General features: G+C 57.2%; 10 protein-coding genes, 2 tRNA genes and 4 rRNA genes. 11 read left to right on the top strand and 5 right to left on the bottom strand.

Features of this window, described 5'->3' with window-relative positions:
* Positions 1 to 10: 10 nt before the first annotated feature.
* Together DKK66_RS05050 and DKK66_RS05045 are read right to left on the bottom strand one after the other, a co-directional pair.
* Positions 11 to 775 carry a ParA family protein gene (locus tag DKK66_RS05050; protein WP_045848772.1) on the bottom strand — a complete coding sequence of 255 codons (765 nt, stop codon included), beginning with the start codon at positions 773 to 775 and terminating at the stop codon, positions 11 to 13.
* 102 nt (positions 776 to 877) lie between these two features.
* Complete coding sequence (locus DKK66_RS05045; protein ID WP_045848766.1) at positions 878 to 1,360, bottom strand: surface-adhesin E family protein; 483 nt, start codon at positions 1,358 to 1,360, stop codon at positions 878 to 880.
* Positions 1,361 to 1,756: 396 nt separating this feature from the next.
* Here DKK66_RS05045 and recQ point away from each other — a divergent pair, with 396 nt between their 5' ends.
* The 8 genes from recQ (at position 1,757) to rrf (DKK66_RS05005) (ending at position 10,717) form a co-directional block, all read left to right on the top strand.
* Positions 1,757 to 3,550: a DNA helicase RecQ gene (gene recQ, locus DKK66_RS05040; protein WP_131356016.1), complete on the top strand. Its 1,794-nt coding sequence runs from the start codon at positions 1,757 to 1,759 to the stop codon at positions 3,548 to 3,550.
* Between the two features lie 72 nt (positions 3,551 to 3,622).
* On the top strand, positions 3,623 to 4,840 hold the full coding sequence (gene argJ / locus DKK66_RS05035) for a bifunctional glutamate N-acetyltransferase/amino-acid acetyltransferase ArgJ (RefSeq protein WP_089083832.1): 1,218 nt from the start codon (positions 3,623 to 3,625) through the stop codon (positions 4,838 to 4,840).
* A gap of 481 nt (positions 4,841 to 5,321) precedes the next feature.
* Positions 5,322 to 6,857, top strand: a 16S ribosomal RNA gene (locus tag DKK66_RS05030).
* 64 nt (positions 6,858 to 6,921) lie between these two features.
* Positions 6,922 to 6,998: transfer RNA gene (locus DKK66_RS05025), tRNA-Ile, on the top strand.
* Between the two features lie 4 nt (positions 6,999 to 7,002).
* A tRNA-Ala gene (locus DKK66_RS05020) sits at positions 7,003 to 7,078 on the top strand.
* Positions 7,079 to 7,359: 281 nt separating this feature from the next.
* Positions 7,360 to 10,246 (top strand): 23S ribosomal RNA (locus DKK66_RS05015).
* Between the two features lie 144 nt (positions 10,247 to 10,390).
* Positions 10,391 to 10,505 (top strand): 5S ribosomal RNA (gene rrf, locus DKK66_RS05010).
* A 97-nt stretch (positions 10,506 to 10,602) separates the two neighbouring features.
* A 5S ribosomal RNA gene (rrf, locus tag DKK66_RS05005) occupies positions 10,603 to 10,717 on the top strand.
* Together the 16S, 23S and 5S rRNA genes with 2 tRNA genes alongside form the textbook arrangement of a ribosomal RNA operon.
* A 77-nt stretch (positions 10,718 to 10,794) precedes the next feature.
* On the opposite strand, the gene DKK66_RS05000 is transcribed toward rrf (DKK66_RS05005), so the two are convergent.
* Both DKK66_RS05000 and DKK66_RS04995 read right to left on the bottom strand, forming a co-directional pair.
* Complete coding sequence (locus tag DKK66_RS05000; RefSeq protein ID WP_131356013.1) at positions 10,795 to 11,295, bottom strand: DUF523 domain-containing protein; 501 nt, start codon at positions 11,293 to 11,295, stop codon at positions 10,795 to 10,797.
* A complete protein-coding gene (locus DKK66_RS04995) occupies positions 11,292 to 12,746 on the bottom strand; it encodes a PLP-dependent aminotransferase family protein (protein WP_131356010.1) in 1,455 nt (484 codons plus the stop codon). The genes DKK66_RS05000 and DKK66_RS04995 overlap by 4 nt, the downstream gene beginning before the upstream one ends.
* Positions 12,747 to 12,849: 103 nt before the next feature.
* On the opposite strand from DKK66_RS04995, the gene DKK66_RS04990 reads away from it, so the two are divergent.
* The 3 genes from DKK66_RS04990 to DKK66_RS04980 all read left to right on the top strand — a co-directional run bounded on the left by DKK66_RS04990 (position 12,850) and on the right by DKK66_RS04980 (position 15,533).
* Complete coding sequence (locus DKK66_RS04990) at positions 12,850 to 13,239, top strand: rhodanese-like domain-containing protein (protein ID WP_062786615.1); 390 nt, start codon at positions 12,850 to 12,852, stop codon at positions 13,237 to 13,239.
* Between the two features lie 8 nt (positions 13,240 to 13,247).
* On the top strand, positions 13,248 to 14,012 hold the full coding sequence (locus DKK66_RS04985; protein WP_131356007.1) for a GNAT family N-acetyltransferase: 765 nt from the start codon (positions 13,248 to 13,250) through the stop codon (positions 14,010 to 14,012).
* Positions 14,013 to 14,093: 81 nt separating this feature from the next.
* Positions 14,094 to 15,533 carry a hypothetical protein gene (locus tag DKK66_RS04980; RefSeq protein WP_045846766.1) on the top strand — a complete coding sequence of 480 codons (1,440 nt, stop codon included), beginning with the start codon at positions 14,094 to 14,096 and terminating at the stop codon, positions 15,531 to 15,533.
* 64 nt (positions 15,534 to 15,597) lie between these two features.
* Here the strand turns inward: DKK66_RS04980 and DKK66_RS04975 are convergent, their stop codons facing one another.
* Positions 15,598 to 17,058, bottom strand: a complete 1,461-nt coding sequence (locus DKK66_RS04975) for an NAD-dependent succinate-semialdehyde dehydrogenase (RefSeq protein WP_045846767.1) — start codon at positions 17,056 to 17,058, stop codon at positions 15,598 to 15,600.
* Positions 17,059 to 17,085 lie beyond the last annotated feature (27 nt).

The following is a 17,085-nucleotide window of genomic DNA, read 5'->3' as shown; positions in this document are numbered from 1 at the left end:
CAGGCAGGCCTCAGGCAAGCGCCTGGTAAAGGGCGGTGAACTCAAGCGACAGCTTGTGTCTGGGGTCCAGGTAAACCATGGGCTTGGCGGCATCGTGGGATTCGCGGATCTTCACCGAGGCCGACAAGGGCGGGTCCAGCACTGGCAGGCCTTCTGCACGCAGTTCGGCCACCAGGCGTACCGGCAGGCTGGCGCGGGGCTGGAACTGGTTGACCACAATGCCCTCCACTTGCAGGGCCGGGTTGTGGTCGGCGCGGATTTCATCCACGTTGGCCAGCAGGTTGTACAGGGCCTGGCGGGAGAACGCATCGCAATCAAACGGAATCAGGCAGCGATCGGCGGCAATCAGGGCCGAGCGGGTGAAGAAATTGAGCGCAGGCGGGGTGTCGATCCAGATTTCGTCAAACTCGCTCGCGGCCTGGTCCAGCGCCTCTTTGAGCTTGAACATCTTGTAGCGGCTTTCCAGCTTGACCATCAGCTCACTCAGCTCCGGGTGGGAGCCCAGCAGTTGCAGTGCGTCAAACGGGGTGTCACTCACGAATTCATGCAGCTCCTTGCTATACATGCTGATGTTCAGCATCTGGCCAAAGAAGCCCGCGGCGGACTGTTCCTGCTGCCTGTTTGCCTGGCCGGTCAGGTAATGACTGGCATTGCCCTGGGCATCCAGATCGATCAGCAGTACCTTCTTGCCCTGCCGGGCGGCAACAGCGGCCAGGTTGGCGGTAATGGTGGATTTGCCCACGCCACCTTTCTGGTTGAACACGACCCGACGGATAGCCTGCATGAATTTTCCCCTGTGACAAAGTCTGCTACGTGACGGACGACCTGCCATGTTCGCGCGCGGGCAACATGGCGCAAAACTTGCTGTTTGAATATATCAGAAGCCGGGCTGGCCTTTGCAGACGTATTGCATCTGCTGGAAGCTGGCCGAGTTCTGGGTCACTGGCATCGGTTTTATCTGGTTGTCATTGTACGTGTAGCTGGCGATCTGGCGTCCGTTCTCGTCCAGCAACACCATGCTGGTCAGGCGGAAAGTGCGGGCAGAGCAGTCAATCAGCCAACTGTTGATGGAAGTCTTGTGCCTTGGCGTGGACAGGAAGTTTTCCTTTTTCACATTGAAAATGGTTTTCCGGTCGCGGAAAGTCACGGTATTGCCCTGCTGCTTGATCGACAGCTTGTCCAGTTCGTTCAGGATATTGCCATTGGGCGACACACCCAGGTTTTCCCAGTCGGCATTGGCCGGGGCCGGTACAGTTGCAGGGGTCGGGCGGGGTTTGATGGGACTGGTCTGGTTTGGTGTGGTGCTGCAGGCGCTCAGCAGGCTGCCCATCGCGGCCAGTACAAGCAGGCGATAAAACATGTTGAATCTCCGGTTGGATGCCGACAGTTTCGCATAGGCTGCGTCAGGGGGGAAATCATGCCGGCTCTTGGCCTGCCCTGGCGCGCTTGCGCTGGGTTCCAAGCCCGCGCATTGGGTCGGACATGCTGATTGGCCGTATTTTCATGTAAAAGTTTAAGTATTGTCATTATATAAAAAAGGAACTTTCCCTATTTACGGATGGTCTGTCAGTAACGAGAGCATCTTTCTCTTCGTTTCACATTGTCTCCATCCAAACTTGAAAGCCGCCCGTTTTGGGCGGCTTCTTTTTTTGTGCGGCAGCGCTTTGCCGTACAATGGCTCCCTTCCCATGACTTCAAACAGGCTATCGGCCTTGTCCTGACCGGAAGCTCCGGCCGGGCCTGGTGCTTACCCCGCATGCAGGACGCACTCACCTTACTTGGCAATATCTTCGGCTATCCGGCCTTTCGTGGTCAGCAGGCGCAAATCGTGCAGCACATTGTGGATGGCGGTCATGCGCTGGTGTTGATGCCCACCGGCGGCGGCAAGAGCCTGTGTTACCAGATTCCCGCGCTGATGCGTCCGGGCCTGGCCATCGTGGTATCGCCCTTGATCGCCCTGATGCAGGACCAGGTTGCCGCGCTTACCGAACTTGGCGTGGCCGCTGCCTGCCTGAATTCGGCTACCGCGCCGGACGATGCCCGTGATATTGCAAGGCGTGCCCGCGATGGTTCCTTGCAGTTGTTGTATGTTGCGCCGGAGCGCTTGCTGACGCCGCGCTTTCTCGATTTTCTCGCGCAGCTGGACATTTCCCTGTTTGCCATCGATGAAGCGCATTGTGTCAGCCAGTGGGGGCACGACTTCCGCCCGGAATACCAGCAACTGGGCATGCTGGCCGACCAATACCCGCAAGTGCCGCGTATTGCGCTCACCGCGACCGCCGACCCGCAAACCCGCGAAGACATCCTGCATTACCTCAAGCTGGGCGATGCACGGGTGTTCCTGTCCAGCTTTGACCGGCCCAACCTGTTTTATCAGGTGGTGGAAAAGCACAACGCCAAAAAGCAGCTGCTGGATTTCATCAATAATGAATATCCGGGCGCTTCCGGCATTGTGTACTGCCTGTCGCGCAAGCGGGTGGAGGAGACCGCCGAGTGGCTCAGCCAGAACGGCATTCCGGCCTTGCCCTACCACGCTGGCCTCAGCCACGAGGTACGTGAGCGGCACCAGCGCGAATTCCTGCGCGAAGAAGGCATTGTCATGGCGGCCACCGTGGCCTTCGGCATGGGCATCGACAAGCCGGATGTGCGCTTTGTCGCCCATATCGACCTGCCCAAGAGTCCGGAAAACTTCTATCAGGAGTCGGGGCGTGCCGGGCGCGACGGCCTGCCTGCCTCCAGCTGGCTGTGTTATGGGCTGAACGACATGGTGCAGCTCAACCAGATGATCCAGGGCTCGGAGATGGCCGAGCTGCAAAAGCAGGTAGAACTGTCCAAACTGGACGCCATGCTGGCCTTCTGCGAAACCGCCAGTTGCCGCCGCCAGCAAATCCTCAGCCACTTTGGCGAGGCCAGCCAGCCCTGCGGTCATTGCGACAATTGCCTGAACCCGCCCATCACTTTTGACGCCACCGTGCCGGTGCAGAAGCTGCTGTCCTGTATCTATAGAGTGGAGCAGCGCTTTGCTGCCAATCATGTGGTGGATGTGCTGCTGGGGCGCAGCAACCAGTCGGTCCTCAGTTTCGGGCATGACAAGCTGTCCACCTTCGGCATCGGGCGTGACTACAACCAGCGCGCGTGGCGTTCGCTCATCCGCCAGCTGGTGGCACGCAAGATTCTGCAAGTGGACATCGCCCGCGGGCAGTCACTGGTATTGACCGATGCCTGCCGCCCACTGCTCAAAGGGCAGGAAAAAATCTATCTGCGTCCGCTGGCGGAAGACAGCAAGGCGCGTAGCGTCAATACCGACCGCTGGTTGCGCACCGAGCGGGAGGAACGACTGTGGCAGGCCTTGCGTCGCTGGCGACGTCAGACTGCGGATGAACACAACGTCCCGGCTTATGCGGTGTTTTCAGACCGTACCTTGCGCGACATTGTCGAGCGTCGGCCACAAAGCCTGCGCGAGCTGAGCAAGGTATACGGCCTGGGCGAACTGAAGCTGGCGCGCTATGGCGATGCATTGCAACAAATCCTCGATAGCCAGCAGGACTGATTCCGTTACAATCTAGGCACACAACATACAAGCAACAGGCACGTGTCAGCGTGCCGGCATGGAGAATTCATCATGGCAGTCAACCTGACTCCGGTTAGCGCCGATCAACTGGCCATCATTGATGGCATCGAACTGAGCGTGGCGGAAGCCGGCATCAAAAAAGCCAATCGCAAGGATGTGCTGGTGGTGCGCATCGACAAGGGCAATACCGTTGCCGGCGTGTTCACACAAAACCGCTTCTGCGCTGCGCCGGTGCAAATCAGCAAGAATCATCTGGATGCCGGTGTGCAAATCCGTGCGCTAGTGGTGAATACCGGTAATGCCAATGCCGGTACCGGAGAAGACGGCCGTCAGCGTGCGCTGTCGGTCTGTCAGGCGCTGGCTGGCGAACTGGACTGTGCAGTTGAACAAATCCTGCCGTTCTCCACTGGGGTCATCCTGGAACCGCTGCCTGCCGACAAGATCATCCAGGCATTGCCGACCCGCCGCCCGGCCAACTGGGCCGAGGCTGCCGAAGCCATCATGACCACCGATACCGCGCCCAAAGCGACCAGCCGCACGCTGGAAATCGACGGCCAGAAAGTCAGCATCACCGGCATCGCCAAGGGCGCCGGCATGATTCACCCGAACATGGCCACCATGCTGGGCTTTGTCGCCACCGATGCGCCGGTAACCCGTCCGGTACTGGAGCAACTGGTCAAGGAAGTGGCCGACCTCTCCTTTAACTGCATCTCGGTCGATGGTGATACCTCCACCAACGACAGCTTCATCCTGGTATCCACCGGCAAGAGCGCAGCGCCGCGTATCGATTCGGTCAATCACCCGGCTTACGCCGTCCTCAAGGCAGCGCTGGTCGATGTGGCTACCGAACTGGCGCAGGCCATCATCCGCGACGGCGAAGGGGCTACCAAGTTCATCAGCGTCAAGGTAGAGGGCGGCCGCTCCGTTGCCGAGTGCAAGGACGTGGCCTACGCCATCGCCCGTTCGCCGCTGGTCAAGACTGCCTTTTTCGCCTCCGACCCGAACCTGGGCCGTTTGCTGTGCGCCATCGGCTACGCCGGTGTCAGCGATCTGGATGTCGATCGCCTCTCCTTGTATCTGGATGATGTACTGGTGGCCTGCAATGGCGGTCGCAACCCGGAATACAAGGAAGAAGATGGTCAGCGCGTGATGAGCCAAAGCGAAATCACCGTTCGCGTGGTACTGGGGCGTGGTGCGGCCCAGGCCACGGTCTGGACCTGCGACTTCTCTTATGACTATGTGAAAATCAATGCCGACTACCGTAGCTGATACAGCTATCCAGTAGTCCCTGATACAAAAAGCCCGGCCCAGCCGGGCTTTTTGCTGCCTGTGTCGGTGCTGAGACCGGCTTTTTGCGCCAGTTTCCTGCATTCGTCAGTGTCACGATGGACGCCAGTGCGTCGCTGGCTGTGCACCCGCAGCAAAATACTCATGAAACCCGAATTTCATAAAGCATTACCGTTCAGTGACTTAGCGGTCTGTGCGACGGAATTTTGGCAAATCCTGCAGATTTCTTCGCACAAAGTGTTGACGAGGGTGGGTCAGGGCGGTATAGTTCGCCTCCTCAGCAGACAACGCAGCGACGGAAACGAAACGCAGCGACCTGCACCGCTCTTTAAAAAACAGAATAACCGATAGGTGTGAGTGCTTGGCGAAAGCCAAATACTTGCACTGCGAGAGAGAAAGTAAACAGACCAAGAAGTACTTGTTTATTCTTTGATCTTGCGTGCCAGAAATTTGCTATGAGATTGAACTGAAGAGTTTGATCCTGGCTCAGATTGAACGCTGGCGGCATGCTTTACACATGCAAGTCGAACGGTAACAGGGAGCTTGCTCCGCTGACGAGTGGCGAACGGGTGAGTAATGCGTCGGAACGTGCCGAGTAGTGGGGGATAACTATCCGAAAGGATAGCTAATACCGCATACGCTTTGAGAAGGAAAGCAGGGGATCTTAGGACCTTGCGCTATTCGAGCGGCCGACGTCTGATTAGCTAGTTGGTGAGGTAAAGGCTCACCAAGGCATCGATCAGTAGCGGGTCTGAGAGGATGATCCGCCACACTGGGACTGAGACACGGCCCAGACTCCTACGGGAGGCAGCAGTGGGGAATTTTGGACAATGGGCGCAAGCCTGATCCAGCCATGCCGCGTGTCTGAAGAAGGCCTTCGGGTTGTAAAGGACTTTTGTCAGGGAGGAAATCCCTAGCGCTAATATCGCTGGGGGATGACAGTACCTGAAGAATAAGCACCGGCTAACTACGTGCCAGCAGCCGCGGTAATACGTAGGGTGCAAGCGTTAATCGGAATTACTGGGCGTAAAGCGTGCGCAGGCGGTTGTGTAAGTCTGATGTGAAAGCCCCGGGCTTAACCTGGGAACTGCATTGGAGACTGCACAGCTAGAGTGCGTCAGAGGGGGGTAGAATTCCGCGTGTAGCAGTGAAATGCGTAGAGATGCGGAGGAATACCGATGGCGAAGGCAGCCCCCTGGGATGACACTGACGCTCATGCACGAAAGCGTGGGGAGCAAACAGGATTAGATACCCTGGTAGTCCACGCCCTAAACGATGTCAACTAGCTGTTGGGGGTTTGAATCCTTGGTAGCGTAGCTAACGCGAGAAGTTGACCGCCTGGGGAGTACGGCCGCAAGGTTAAAACTCAAAGGAATTGACGGGGACCCGCACAAGCGGTGGATGATGTGGATTAATTCGATGCAACGCGAAAAACCTTACCTGGTCTTGACATGTACAGAACTTTCCAGAGATGGATTGGTGCCCGAAAGGGAGCTGTAACACAGGTGCTGCATGGCTGTCGTCAGCTCGTGTCGTGAGATGTTGGGTTAAGTCCCGCAACGAGCGCAACCCTTGCCATTAGTTGCTACCATTCAGTTGAGCACTCTAATGGGACTGCCGGTGACAAACCGGAGGAAGGTGGGGATGACGTCAAGTCCTCATGGCCCTTATGACCAGGGCTTCACACGTCATACAATGGTCGGTACAGAGGGTAGCCAAGCCGCGAGGTGGAGCCAATCTCATAAAACCGATCGTAGTCCGGATCGCACTCTGCAACTCGAGTGCGTGAAGTCGGAATCGCTAGTAATCGCAGATCAGCATGCTGCGGTGAATACGTTCCCGGGTCTTGTACACACCGCCCGTCACACCATGGGAGTGAGTTTCACCAGAAGTGGGTAGGCTAACCGTAAGGAGGCCGCTTACCACGGTGGGATTCATGACTGGGGTGAAGTCGTAACAAGGTAGCCGTAGGGGAACCTGCGGCTGGATCACCTCCTTTCTAGAGAAGGCGATCGTCAAGTATTCACAGCCTATCGGTTATTCGAGATTTTAAGGGTTTGACTGGGTTTGTAGCTCAGCTGGTTAGAGCACTGTGTTGATAACGCAGGGGTCGAAGGTTCGAGTCCTTCCAGACCCACCAGTTTGGGGGATTAGCTCAGTTGGGAGAGCACCTGCTTTGCAAGCAGGGGGTCGTCGGTTCGATCCCGTCATCCTCCACCACCACCTTACAGTGCAAACAAAAGCGCACACAGCATGATTGATTGCTGCGTGGATTTTTGTTTGCGTTGTGTAGACAATGCCCGATCTTTAACAAACTGAAGAAGCCGAATTAATTAGACGGCGAGATGAAACACCTGCAGTTAATTCTGTATGTGGGACAAATCGTCATCTTGGGAATTTGATTGTATCTAATGTCATGTCGCCATACCAAAAGGGGCGGTGTGACATGTCGCACAAACACAATCCTGTCGGATTGGTAACTCAGGTTACTGAAATGATAGGGTCAAGCGACTAAGTGCATCTGGTGGATGCCTTGGCGATCACAGGCGATGAAGGACGTGTAAGCCTGCGAAAAGCGCGGGGGAGCTGGCAATAGAGCTTTGATCCCGCGATATCCGAATGGGGAAACCCACCCGCAAGGGTATCCCGTACTGAATACATAGGTACGTGGAAGCGAACCGAGTGAACTGAAACATCTAAGTAACTCGAGGAAAAGAAATCAACCGAGATTCCGTCAGTAGTGGCGAGCGAACGCGGAATAGCCTGTATGTGATAAAGATTGAGATAGTGGAAGGACCTGGAAATGTCCGCCATAGTGGGTGATAGCCCCGTACACGAAATTTCATTCTTGGTACTGAGCATACGAAAAGTAGGGCGGGACACGCGAAATCCTGTCTGAAGATGGGGGGACCATCCTCCAAGGCTAAATACTCGTGATCGACCGATAGTGAACCAGTACCGTGAGGGAAAGGCGAAAAGAACCCCGGGAGGGGAGTGAAATAGAACCTGAAACCGGATGCATACAAACAGTGGGAGCCTCGCAAGGGGTGACTGCGTACCTTTTGTATAATGGGTCAGCGACTTACGTTCAGTAGCAAGCTTAACCGCATAGGGGAGGCGTAGGGAAACCGAGTCCGAATAGGGCGTCTTAGTTGCTGGGCGTAGACCCGAAACCGAGTGATCTATCCATGGCCAGGATGAAGGTGCGGTAACACGCACTGGAGGTCCGAACCCACTAGTGTTGCAAAACTAGGGGATGAGCTGTGGATAGGGGTGAAAGGCTAAACAAACTCGGAGATAGCTGGTTCTCCCCGAAAACTATTTAGGTAGTGCCTCATGTATCACTTCCGGGGGTAAAGCACTGTTATGGCTAGGGGGTCATTGCGATTTACCAAACCATGGCAAACTCTGAATACCGGAAAGTGCGAGCATGGGAGACAGACGGTGGGTGCTAACGTCCATCGTCAAGAGGGAAACAACCCAGACCGCCAGCTAAGGTCCCAAATGATCAGTTAAGTGGTAAACGAAGTGGGAAGGCCCAGACAGCCAGGATGTTGGCTTAGAAGCAGCCATCATTTAAAGAAAGCGTAATAGCTCACTGGTCGAGTCGTCCTGCGCGGAAGATGTAACGGGGCTCAAACTGATAACCGAAGCTGCGGATTTGCACGTAAGTGCAGATGGTAGGGGAGCGTTCTGTAGGTCTGTGAAGGTGTCTCGTAAGGGATGCTGGAGATATCAGAAGTGCGAATGCTGACATGAGTAGCGATAAAGCGGGTGAAAAGCCCGCTCGCCGAAAGCCCAAGGTTTCCTACGCAACGTTCATCGGCGTAGGGTGAGTCGGCCCCTAAGGCGAGGCTGAAAAGCGTAGTCGATGGGAAACGGGTTAAAATTCCCGTACTTTTGTGTAGTGCGATGTGGGGACGGAGAAGGTTAGGTCAGCGGCCTGTTGGAATAGGTCGTTCAAGCCGGTAGGCGTGAAGGGTAGGCAAATCCGCCCTTCTTTAACGCCGAGAAGTGATAACGAGGGTCTACGGACCTGAAGTGACTGATACCACGCTTCCAGGAAAAGCCACTAAGCTTCAGCTACACAAGAACCGTACCGCAAACCGACACAGGTGGGCAGGATGAGAATTCTAAGGCGCTTGAGAGAACTCAGGAGAAGGAACTCGGCAAATTGATACCGTAACTTCGGGAGAAGGTATGCCTGTTGTGGTGAACACCCTGCGGTGGGAGCTACGACAGGTCGCAGAGAATCGGTGGCTGCGACTGTTTATCAAAAACACAGCACTGTGCCAACACGAAAGTGGACGTATACGGTGTGACGCCTGCCCGGTGCTGGAAGGTTAAGTGATGGGGTGCAAGCTCTTGATCGAAGCCCCAGTAAACGGCGGCCGTAACTATAACGGTCCTAAGGTAGCGAAATTCCTTGTCGGGTAAGTTCCGACCCGCACGAATGGCGTAACGATGGCCACACTGTCTCCTCCTGAGACTCAGCGAAGTTGAAGTGTTTGTGAAGATGCAATCTCCCCGCTGCTAGACGGAAAGACCCCGTGAACCTTTACTGTAGCTTTGCATTGGACTTTGAAGTGGTTTGTGTAGGATAGGTGGGAGGCTTTGAAGCAGGGACGCTAGTTCCTGTGGAGCCGACCTTGAAATACCACCCTGACCCCTTTGAGGTTCTAACCTTGGTCCGTTATCCGGATCGGGGACAGTGCATGGTAGGCAGTTTGACTGGGGCGGTCTCCTCCCAAAGTGTAACGGAGGAGTTCGAAGGTTACCTAGGTACGGTCGGAAATCGTGCTGATAGTGCAATGGCAAAAGGTAGCTTAACTGCGAGACCGACAAGTCGAGCAGGTGCGAAAGCAGGACATAGTGATCCGGTGGTTCTGAATGGAAGGGCCATCGCTCAACGGATAAAAGGTACTCCGGGGATAACAGGCTGATACCGCCCAAGAGTTCACATCGACGGCGGTGTTTGGCACCTCGATGTCGGCTCATCACATCCTGGGGCTGTAGCCGGTCCCAAGGGTATGGCTGTTCGCCATTTAAAGTGGTACGTGAGCTGGGTTCAAAACGTCGTGAGACAGTTTGGTCCCTATCTGCAGTGGGCGTTGGAAGTTTGACGGGGGCTGCTCCTAGTACGAGAGGACCGGAGTGGACGAACCTCTGGTGTACCGGTTGTCACGCCAGTGGCATTGCCGGGTAGCTAAGTTCGGAAGAGATAAGCGCTGAAAGCATCTAAGCGCGAAACTCGCCTGAAGATGAGACTTCCCTGAGGGCTTGACCCTCCTGAAGAGTCGTTCGAGACCAGGACGTTGATAGGTCGGGTGTGGAAGCGCTGTGAGGCGTTAAGCTAACCGATACTAATTGCTCGTGAGGCTTGATCCTATCATTTGAGTGGCTTGGGAGACCGAGCTGACGGATAGTGAATGTGCGACGCGATCAAAGATCCAGGATAAGATACCTAATTAATTCAGTGATTCAGACGATGTCTGGATGACAAAGCTTCTTTTAGTTTGTTGACAGTTTATGTCTGGTGGCCATAGCGAGGTGGTCCCACGCCTTCCCATCCCGAACAGGACCGTGAAACGCCTTAGCGCCGATGATAGTGTGGCATTCGCCATGTGAAAGTAGGACACTGCCAGACTCCCCCTTCGAAGCCCAGCTCAAACGAGCTGGGCTTTAGATTTACCCTATGTCTTGCCGTCGAGTTTCTCCGGCAAGCGTTGGTTTACAGCTTGATGTTTGGTGGCCATAGCAAGGTGGTCCCACGCCTTCCCATCCCGAACAGGACCGTGAAACGCCTTAGCGCCGATGATAGTGTGGCATTCGCCATGTGAAAGTAGGACACCGCCAAACTCACCATTCGCCAGCCAGCTGGCAGTAAAAAGCCCGGACATCATGTTCCGGGCTTTTTGCATTTTGCTGATGCAAGATCATGTCTTTCGAGCGGCAAGCTCCAGCAAGCTGCTGATTTCTTCCTCATTGAATATCCGGATAGTGTGCTGACGCAGCAGGTTGCTGCTTACACCTTCGCCAGGCTGTAGCTGACCTGTGAAACTGCCGTCATAGATGTGCCGGTTGCCGCAAGACGGGCTATTGGCCTTGAGTAAGGCGAGTTGACAGCCATGCTGTTGCGCCAGACCCAGGCTGTGCTCTGCGCCATTGGTAAAGGCCGTGGTGAGGTCCTGGCCATCAGCAGTCATGACCTTTGCTTTGCCTTGCCATACGTCGGAACCATCTCCGCCACTGATTTCTGCAGCCGGGCGGGGGACGGGCAGGCCTCCGGCGCATTCCGGGCAGGTGGGAATCAGCCGGAAACGCTCAGCCAATGCAGCCAGTTGGTCTGGTGCTTGTCCTTTTGCCTGACCATCGTAGCGAACTGCTTCGCCCAGAAGACAGGCGCTGATCAGTAATGCGGGTTTGTTGGTGCTCACAATAAGGGCTCCACCAGTTGTGCCAGTCGCAATGCCGACCGGCGAATGTCGTTATCCTCGACCCCGGCATAACCAAGGACCAGCCCGTTACGCTGTTGTGCACCCAGAAAATGGCGTGACAGCGGGCGTAGCCATAATTGCTCTCGTGCTGCTTGCTGACTGAGCTGCTGGTCATTGATCGAGGGAGGAAGACTTGCCACCAGGTGCATGCCGGCCTGGCCGGAGGAGAGAGGAATGGCTTCTCCCACGGCCTGCTGTAATGTGCTGCGCAGCAATTGCTGGCGTATCCGGTACAGGTCGCGCATGCGGCGGATGTGGCGGGCAAAATGCCCCTGCTCGATGAAGTCGGCCAGCGCAGCCTGCTGGGCATAGCACCCCTCACGATAAAGACGGGCGTAGGCAGAACGGAAGGCATCGACCAGCGCGGGTGGGATGACCAGATAAGCCAGTCGCATGGCAGGAAACATGACTTTGCTGAAGGTGCCGATGTAGATGACCCGTGCGCTGTCCGCGAGCCCCTGCAGCGAGGCGATGGGCTGGGCATCGTAACGGAATTCGCTGTCGTAGTCGTCTTCGATGATCCAGCTGTTATCGGCCTCTGCATGTTGCAGCAGTTCCAGGCGGCGGGCGAGGGACATGACGACGCCACTGGGGTACTGGTGTGATGGCGTGATGTAAACCAGCCGCGGCCGGCTATCTGGCGGTGCGGCAGCGGGATTCAGCCCTTCACTGTCGACTGGCACCGGGATGATGTGCAAACCGGCTGCCTGCATGGCTGCCTGTGCCCCGGCGTAACCCGGATCTTCCATCCAGGCCTGGTCTGCCGGGTCGGTAAGCAGTCGTGCGGTCAGCTCCAGCGCTTGCTGCGCACCTTGCACCACCAGAATCTGCTCAGGCTGGCAGTGCACCGAGCGTGATAGTTGCAAATAGGTGCATATGGCCTGGCGCAGGGCTGGCAGACCGCCTTCTTGCTGATAGTGCCACCAGTGCGACGGTGCCTGGCGGTTATGCTGATGCTGCAGTCGCTGCCAGACGGCATGCGGGAATTGGCGCAACTCCGGCAAGCCGGGAGCAAAGGCTCCGGTCAGGCCGGTGGGGAGCCGGTATTGCTCGGATAATGCCTGCCCCCGTTGTGACAGGCCGGCATGCCCGCGTGCTGTTGCCGTGGGTTGACCAAGACTGCTGAAGGCTGGGCTGACAAAGGTCCCGGCCCCTGGCCGACTGTAAAGATAGCCTTCGGCCAGTAATTGATCGTAGGCTGCCAGCACGGTATTGCGACCGATCTGCAAGGCCTGCGCCAGCATGCGACTGGCGGGCAGTGCCGTGTCAGCGACAAGCTGCTGCCGGGCAATGGCTTCGCGCAGCAGCTTGTACACCTGCTGTGACAGCGTTGATTGCCCTTGCCGCTGCAGCTGTCCTTGCAGATAGTCGATGATCCAGTCGGCATGCATGAATGAAGTGGTTCCTTTGCTGGTACAAAGAGTGGTTCTTTTGAAGGAATCAATTTGCCCGTAATCTGTTGCTATTGCAAATACAGCAAGCAAGGAGAAGCCAATGACTCAACTGGAGTTCTACCAGGCCAAGCTGGCCTATGAAATTGACGCTGCCGATGTCAAGGCGGCGCTGGAAGCGGGCGAGAAACTGATTCTGATTGATACGCGTGCCACCGCCGCATTCGAGCGTGAAAGCATTCCCGGTGCCTTATCCCTGCCACACCGCACCATGAATGCGGAAACCACGGCCGCATTACCTCGGGATGCACTGCTGGTGCCATTTTGTGATGGCATTGGTTGCAATGGCTCTACCAATGGTGCCATCAAGCTGTTGCAGCTGGGTTTCCGGGTGAAGGAGCTGCAGGGTGGGCTGGACTGGTGGAAGCGCGATGGTTTTGCCACAGCAGGCAGCCATGCGACTGCCGGGTCTGCCATTCAGTGTGCGTGTTAGGAGGCAGTATGTCTGAGGAATTCATTGCACAACGCCTGGCGCAGGGTGAATTGAACCAGTATGGCCAGTTACATGGTGTGGCCTTGCCCGAGTGGCAGGCTTGCCCGGTGCCGCAGCCAGTGGTCATGCACGGGCAGTATTGCCGGGTGGAGCCTTTGTCGGTGGCGCAGCATGCTGCAGGGCTGTATGCCGCCATGCAAGAAGATGGCGCGGAGGCGAACTGGACTTATCTTGGCTACGGGCCATTTGCCAGCCTCACGGACTATACGGACTGGTTACGTAGTATGGAAGGTCTGAGCGATCCGCAGTTTTATACCATCATCGACGCTGCCAGCGGGCAGCCGGTGGGGCTGGCCAGCTATCTGCGCATCGATGCGGCCAACGGGGTGATTGAAGTCGGGCATCTTAACTATTCGCCCCTGTTGCAGCAGAAACCTGCTGCCACCGAGGCCATGTACCTGATGATGCGCCATGCTTTCGAACTGTGTTACCGCCGTTATGAATGGAAGTGCAATGCTCTGAACCTGCCATCGCGCCGTGCGGCAGAGCGGCTGGGCTTTCTGTTTGAAGGACTGTTCCGCCAGTCCATGGTGATCAAGGGGCGTAATCGGGATACCGCCTGGTATTCGATCCTGGATGGCGAATGGCCGGCGGTACGCCAGGCGCTGGAGCAATGGCTGGCACCGGAAAACTTTGATGCGGTCGGCCGGCAGCGACTGGCCTTGTCCCGGTTGATGTCCGACTGGCGTAACAGCGGCGTAACAGGCAACTAGGGCATTTCGCATTGCAGCGGTTTCGCCACATGGGGGTGGCGGGTACAATGGGATGTTTTTGCAGATTTTTTTGGTTGATCGATGACTCCGCATCCCCGTAATGCCCGTATCAAGGGTGAGCCGCAGCCGCCTAACCGTTTCATCTTTGGCGATGCCGTGGACGCGTCAGGCCTGGAGGCCACCGAATATCTGATCCACACCGCAGCCCCCGCCTTTGTTTGCCGCCTGGTTGGCAATGATTTTACCGAGTTTGCCGGTCGCGATACCGAAGCCTTCGCCAGCGACCTGCTGTTTGATCCGGTCGCCAACCAGAGTGTTTATGTCTGCAATCGCGGTTTGCGGCTGTTTGATTTTGTCTTCAGTGCCGAGGTGCCGACGGCGGCGCGCTTGCAGGCAATCTGCGATGAAGCCATGAGTACCTATCAGCGCCTGCATGAAGCTTATGCCGAGCGAGAGGTTGGCCCGCGTCCGCGTGAAATGCGCCAAGGGCCGACCGAGCCGCTGCCACCTGCTGAGCGTAGCCTTGCCATTCGCACCCTGCGTGATGCAGCCCGTGCTGCCGCCCTTGACCCCATGCATCGCGCCGGTTTTGCCGCCCAGGTGCAGCAGGCCTTGATGGGCGGTGACCAGGCCGTGTTCACCGAAGCCCAGCTTTCCTTGCTGGCGGAACCGGCAGCGCGTGCCTTGCTGGTGAACAGTGCGCGTGATGCCATTGCCTTTCCCGAAGTGGTGCGTGCAGATGGCTCTGTGGTGTCTTTCGAATTATGGGCACTGCCCTTTGCCTTCTCGCGTGCACAGGGCGGGGTCTGGTGGCATTTTCCCTTGCTGGAGCGGCTGGAAACCCCGCTGGCGGATGCGCTGGATGTACCGGAAAAGGCCATCCTGTGGATATCTCCGACCCTGTTTACCGTCGACATGCTCAATGAGCGTGCTTGTCAGAACCTGATGCATCTGGCCAGCGTGATGGATGCCGGTTGTGACTTTGCTCCGCTGGACCCGGCCTCTTCACGTGCCACTTACGAGGCCGCGCGCAAGACGCAGGATCCGCAACTGGTGATTTCCTGGCTGCCCTTCCTGGTGGAGCGTGGTGCCTTGCCGATTGACCAGGCAAGACAGCTGTCACGCAAGGCGCTGGATGCGGTGATGCCTTTGGTGCAGCAGGCCATTGGTGCCGAGATGGAATATGGCGAGGCCGAACTTTTTGCCCCGCTGCCATGGTGGGAGGCCTTGTCCGCCGGGGTGCGGGCCTGGAACCGCAAGCGCCTGGGCCTCACCGTGGCCTTGATTGCCAGCAAGGTGGGCGGGCTGCAGGAGCTGGAAGCCGTGGCGGAATACCAGCCGGAAATGCAGGGTTACGAAGTAGGACTCAAGCTGCAGGGCAAGGATGAGCTGCTGGCACGTTCGCCCTGGCTGCTGGTGCCGGATGTGGCGCCGGACAAGGATGCCAGCTGGAAAGATCTGTGTGACTGCCTGCGCGAGGCTGATATCCCGCTGTCGGAAACCATCGTCAAGCTGCATTGACCTGTGCTGGCGCCATAAGCAAAAAGCCCGCTGATGCGGGCTTTTTGCTTGGCGGGAGCCGGACTTATTTGTCCAGGCCACCCAGCAGTACGTATTTGATTTCCAGGTAGTCTTCAATACCGTACTTGCTGCCTTCGCGGCCGAGGCCGGATTGCTTCACGCCACCGAACGGTGCGGCTTCGTTGGACAACAGGCCGCTGTTGACGGCAACCATGCCGTATTCCAGGCCTTCGGAAACGCGGAAGATACGACCCACGTCACGGGCGTAGAAGTAGCTGGCCAGGCCGAACTCGGTGTCGTTGGCCATCTGGATGGCTTCTTCTTCGGTCTTGAAGCGGAATACCGGAGCCAGCGGGCCGAAGGTTTCTTCCTTGGCCACCTTCATGGCCGGGGTCACGCCGGTGATCACGGTCGGTTCGAAGAAGCTGTGGCCCAGTGCGTGGCGCTTGCCACCGGCGATCAGCTTGCCACCCTTGGCCAGCGCATCGGCAATGTGCTCTTCCACCTTGGCCACGGCGTTCTGGTCGATCATCGGGCCTTGGGTGATGCCTGCTTCCAGACCATTGCCCACGTTCAGCTTGGCTACGGCAGCGGCAAACTTTTCGGCGAAGGCATCGTACACGCCGTCTTGTACCAGAATGCGGTTGGCGCAGACGCAGGTCTGGCCGGCATTGCGGTACTTGGAAATCATGGCGCCTTCAACAGCAGCATCCAGATCGGCATCGTCAAATACGATGAACGGTGCGTTACCGCCCAGTTCCATCGACACTTTCTTGACGGTATCGGCACATTGGGCAATCAGCTTGCGACCCACTTCGGTGGAGCCGGTGAAGGAGAACTTCTTCACGGTGTCGCTGCCGGTCAGTACGGCACCGATTTCGCTGGAGCTGCCGGTCAGTACCGAGAACACGCCAGCCGGAATGCCGGCACGTTCGGCCAGTACGGCAATGGCCAGGGCGGACAGCGGAGTCTGGCTGGCCGGACGTACCACCATCGGGCAGCCAGCGGCCAGCGCCGGGGCTGCCTTGCGGGTGATCATGGCGTTGGGGAAGTTCCACGGCGTGATGGCAGCAGTAACGCCGATCGGCTCCTTGGTGACCAGAATGCGACGGTCGGATGCCGGGGCCGGAATGGTGTCGCCATACAGGCGCTTGGCTTCTTCGCCATACCATTCGATATAGGAAGCACCGTAAGCGATTTCGCCCTTGGCTTCGGCCAGCGGCTTGCCTTGTTCGCTGGTGAGGATGACGGCCAGGTCGTCCTGGTTGGCCATCATCAGTTCAAACCAGCGGCGCAGGATGACAGAGCGCTCTTTGGCGGATTTCTTTTTCCAGCTCTTGAAGGCTTCGGCGGCACCGGCTACGGCGCGCTCGGCTTCGGCCTTGCCCATTTTCGGGACGGTGGCAATCACTTCGCCGGTGGCCGGGTTGGTGACCGGAATGGTTTCGCCGTTGTCAGCATCCAGCCATTGGCCGTTGATGTAGCACTGCTGCTTGAGCAGGGAAGGGTCTTTCAGATTCAGCATGTGTCTCTCCAGAATGGGTGGAGGATG

Origin of the sequence: Aquitalea sp. USM4 (assembly GCF_004328945.1) — a bacterium.
Lineage (GTDB): Bacteria > Pseudomonadota > Gammaproteobacteria > Burkholderiales > Chromobacteriaceae > Aquitalea > Aquitalea pelogenes.
The sequence above is the reverse complement of the archived record's forward strand: the minus strand, read 5'-3'. Positions and strand labels throughout refer to the sequence as shown.

Coding starts and splice junctions, on each gene's coding strand:
- DKK66_RS04990 (WP_062786615.1), top strand. CDS start 12,850: ATGACTCAACTGGAGTTCTACCAGGCCAAGCTGGCCTATGAAATTGAC.
- argJ (WP_089083832.1), top strand. CDS start 3,623: ATGGCAGTCAACCTGACTCCGGTTAGCGCCGATCAACTGGCCATCATT.
- DKK66_RS05045 (WP_045848766.1), bottom strand. CDS start 1,360: ATGTTTTATCGCCTGCTTGTACTGGCCGCGATGGGCAGCCTGCTGAGC.
- DKK66_RS04980 (WP_045846766.1), top strand. CDS start 14,094: ATGACTCCGCATCCCCGTAATGCCCGTATCAAGGGTGAGCCGCAGCCG.
- recQ (WP_131356016.1), top strand. CDS start 1,757: ATGCAGGACGCACTCACCTTACTTGGCAATATCTTCGGCTATCCGGCC.
- DKK66_RS04975 (WP_045846767.1), bottom strand. CDS start 17,058: ATGCTGAATCTGAAAGACCCTTCCCTGCTCAAGCAGCAGTGCTACATC.
- DKK66_RS04995 (WP_131356010.1), bottom strand. CDS start 12,746: ATGCATGCCGACTGGATCATCGACTATCTGCAAGGACAGCTGCAGCGG.
- DKK66_RS04985 (WP_131356007.1), top strand. CDS start 13,248: ATGTCTGAGGAATTCATTGCACAACGCCTGGCGCAGGGTGAATTGAAC.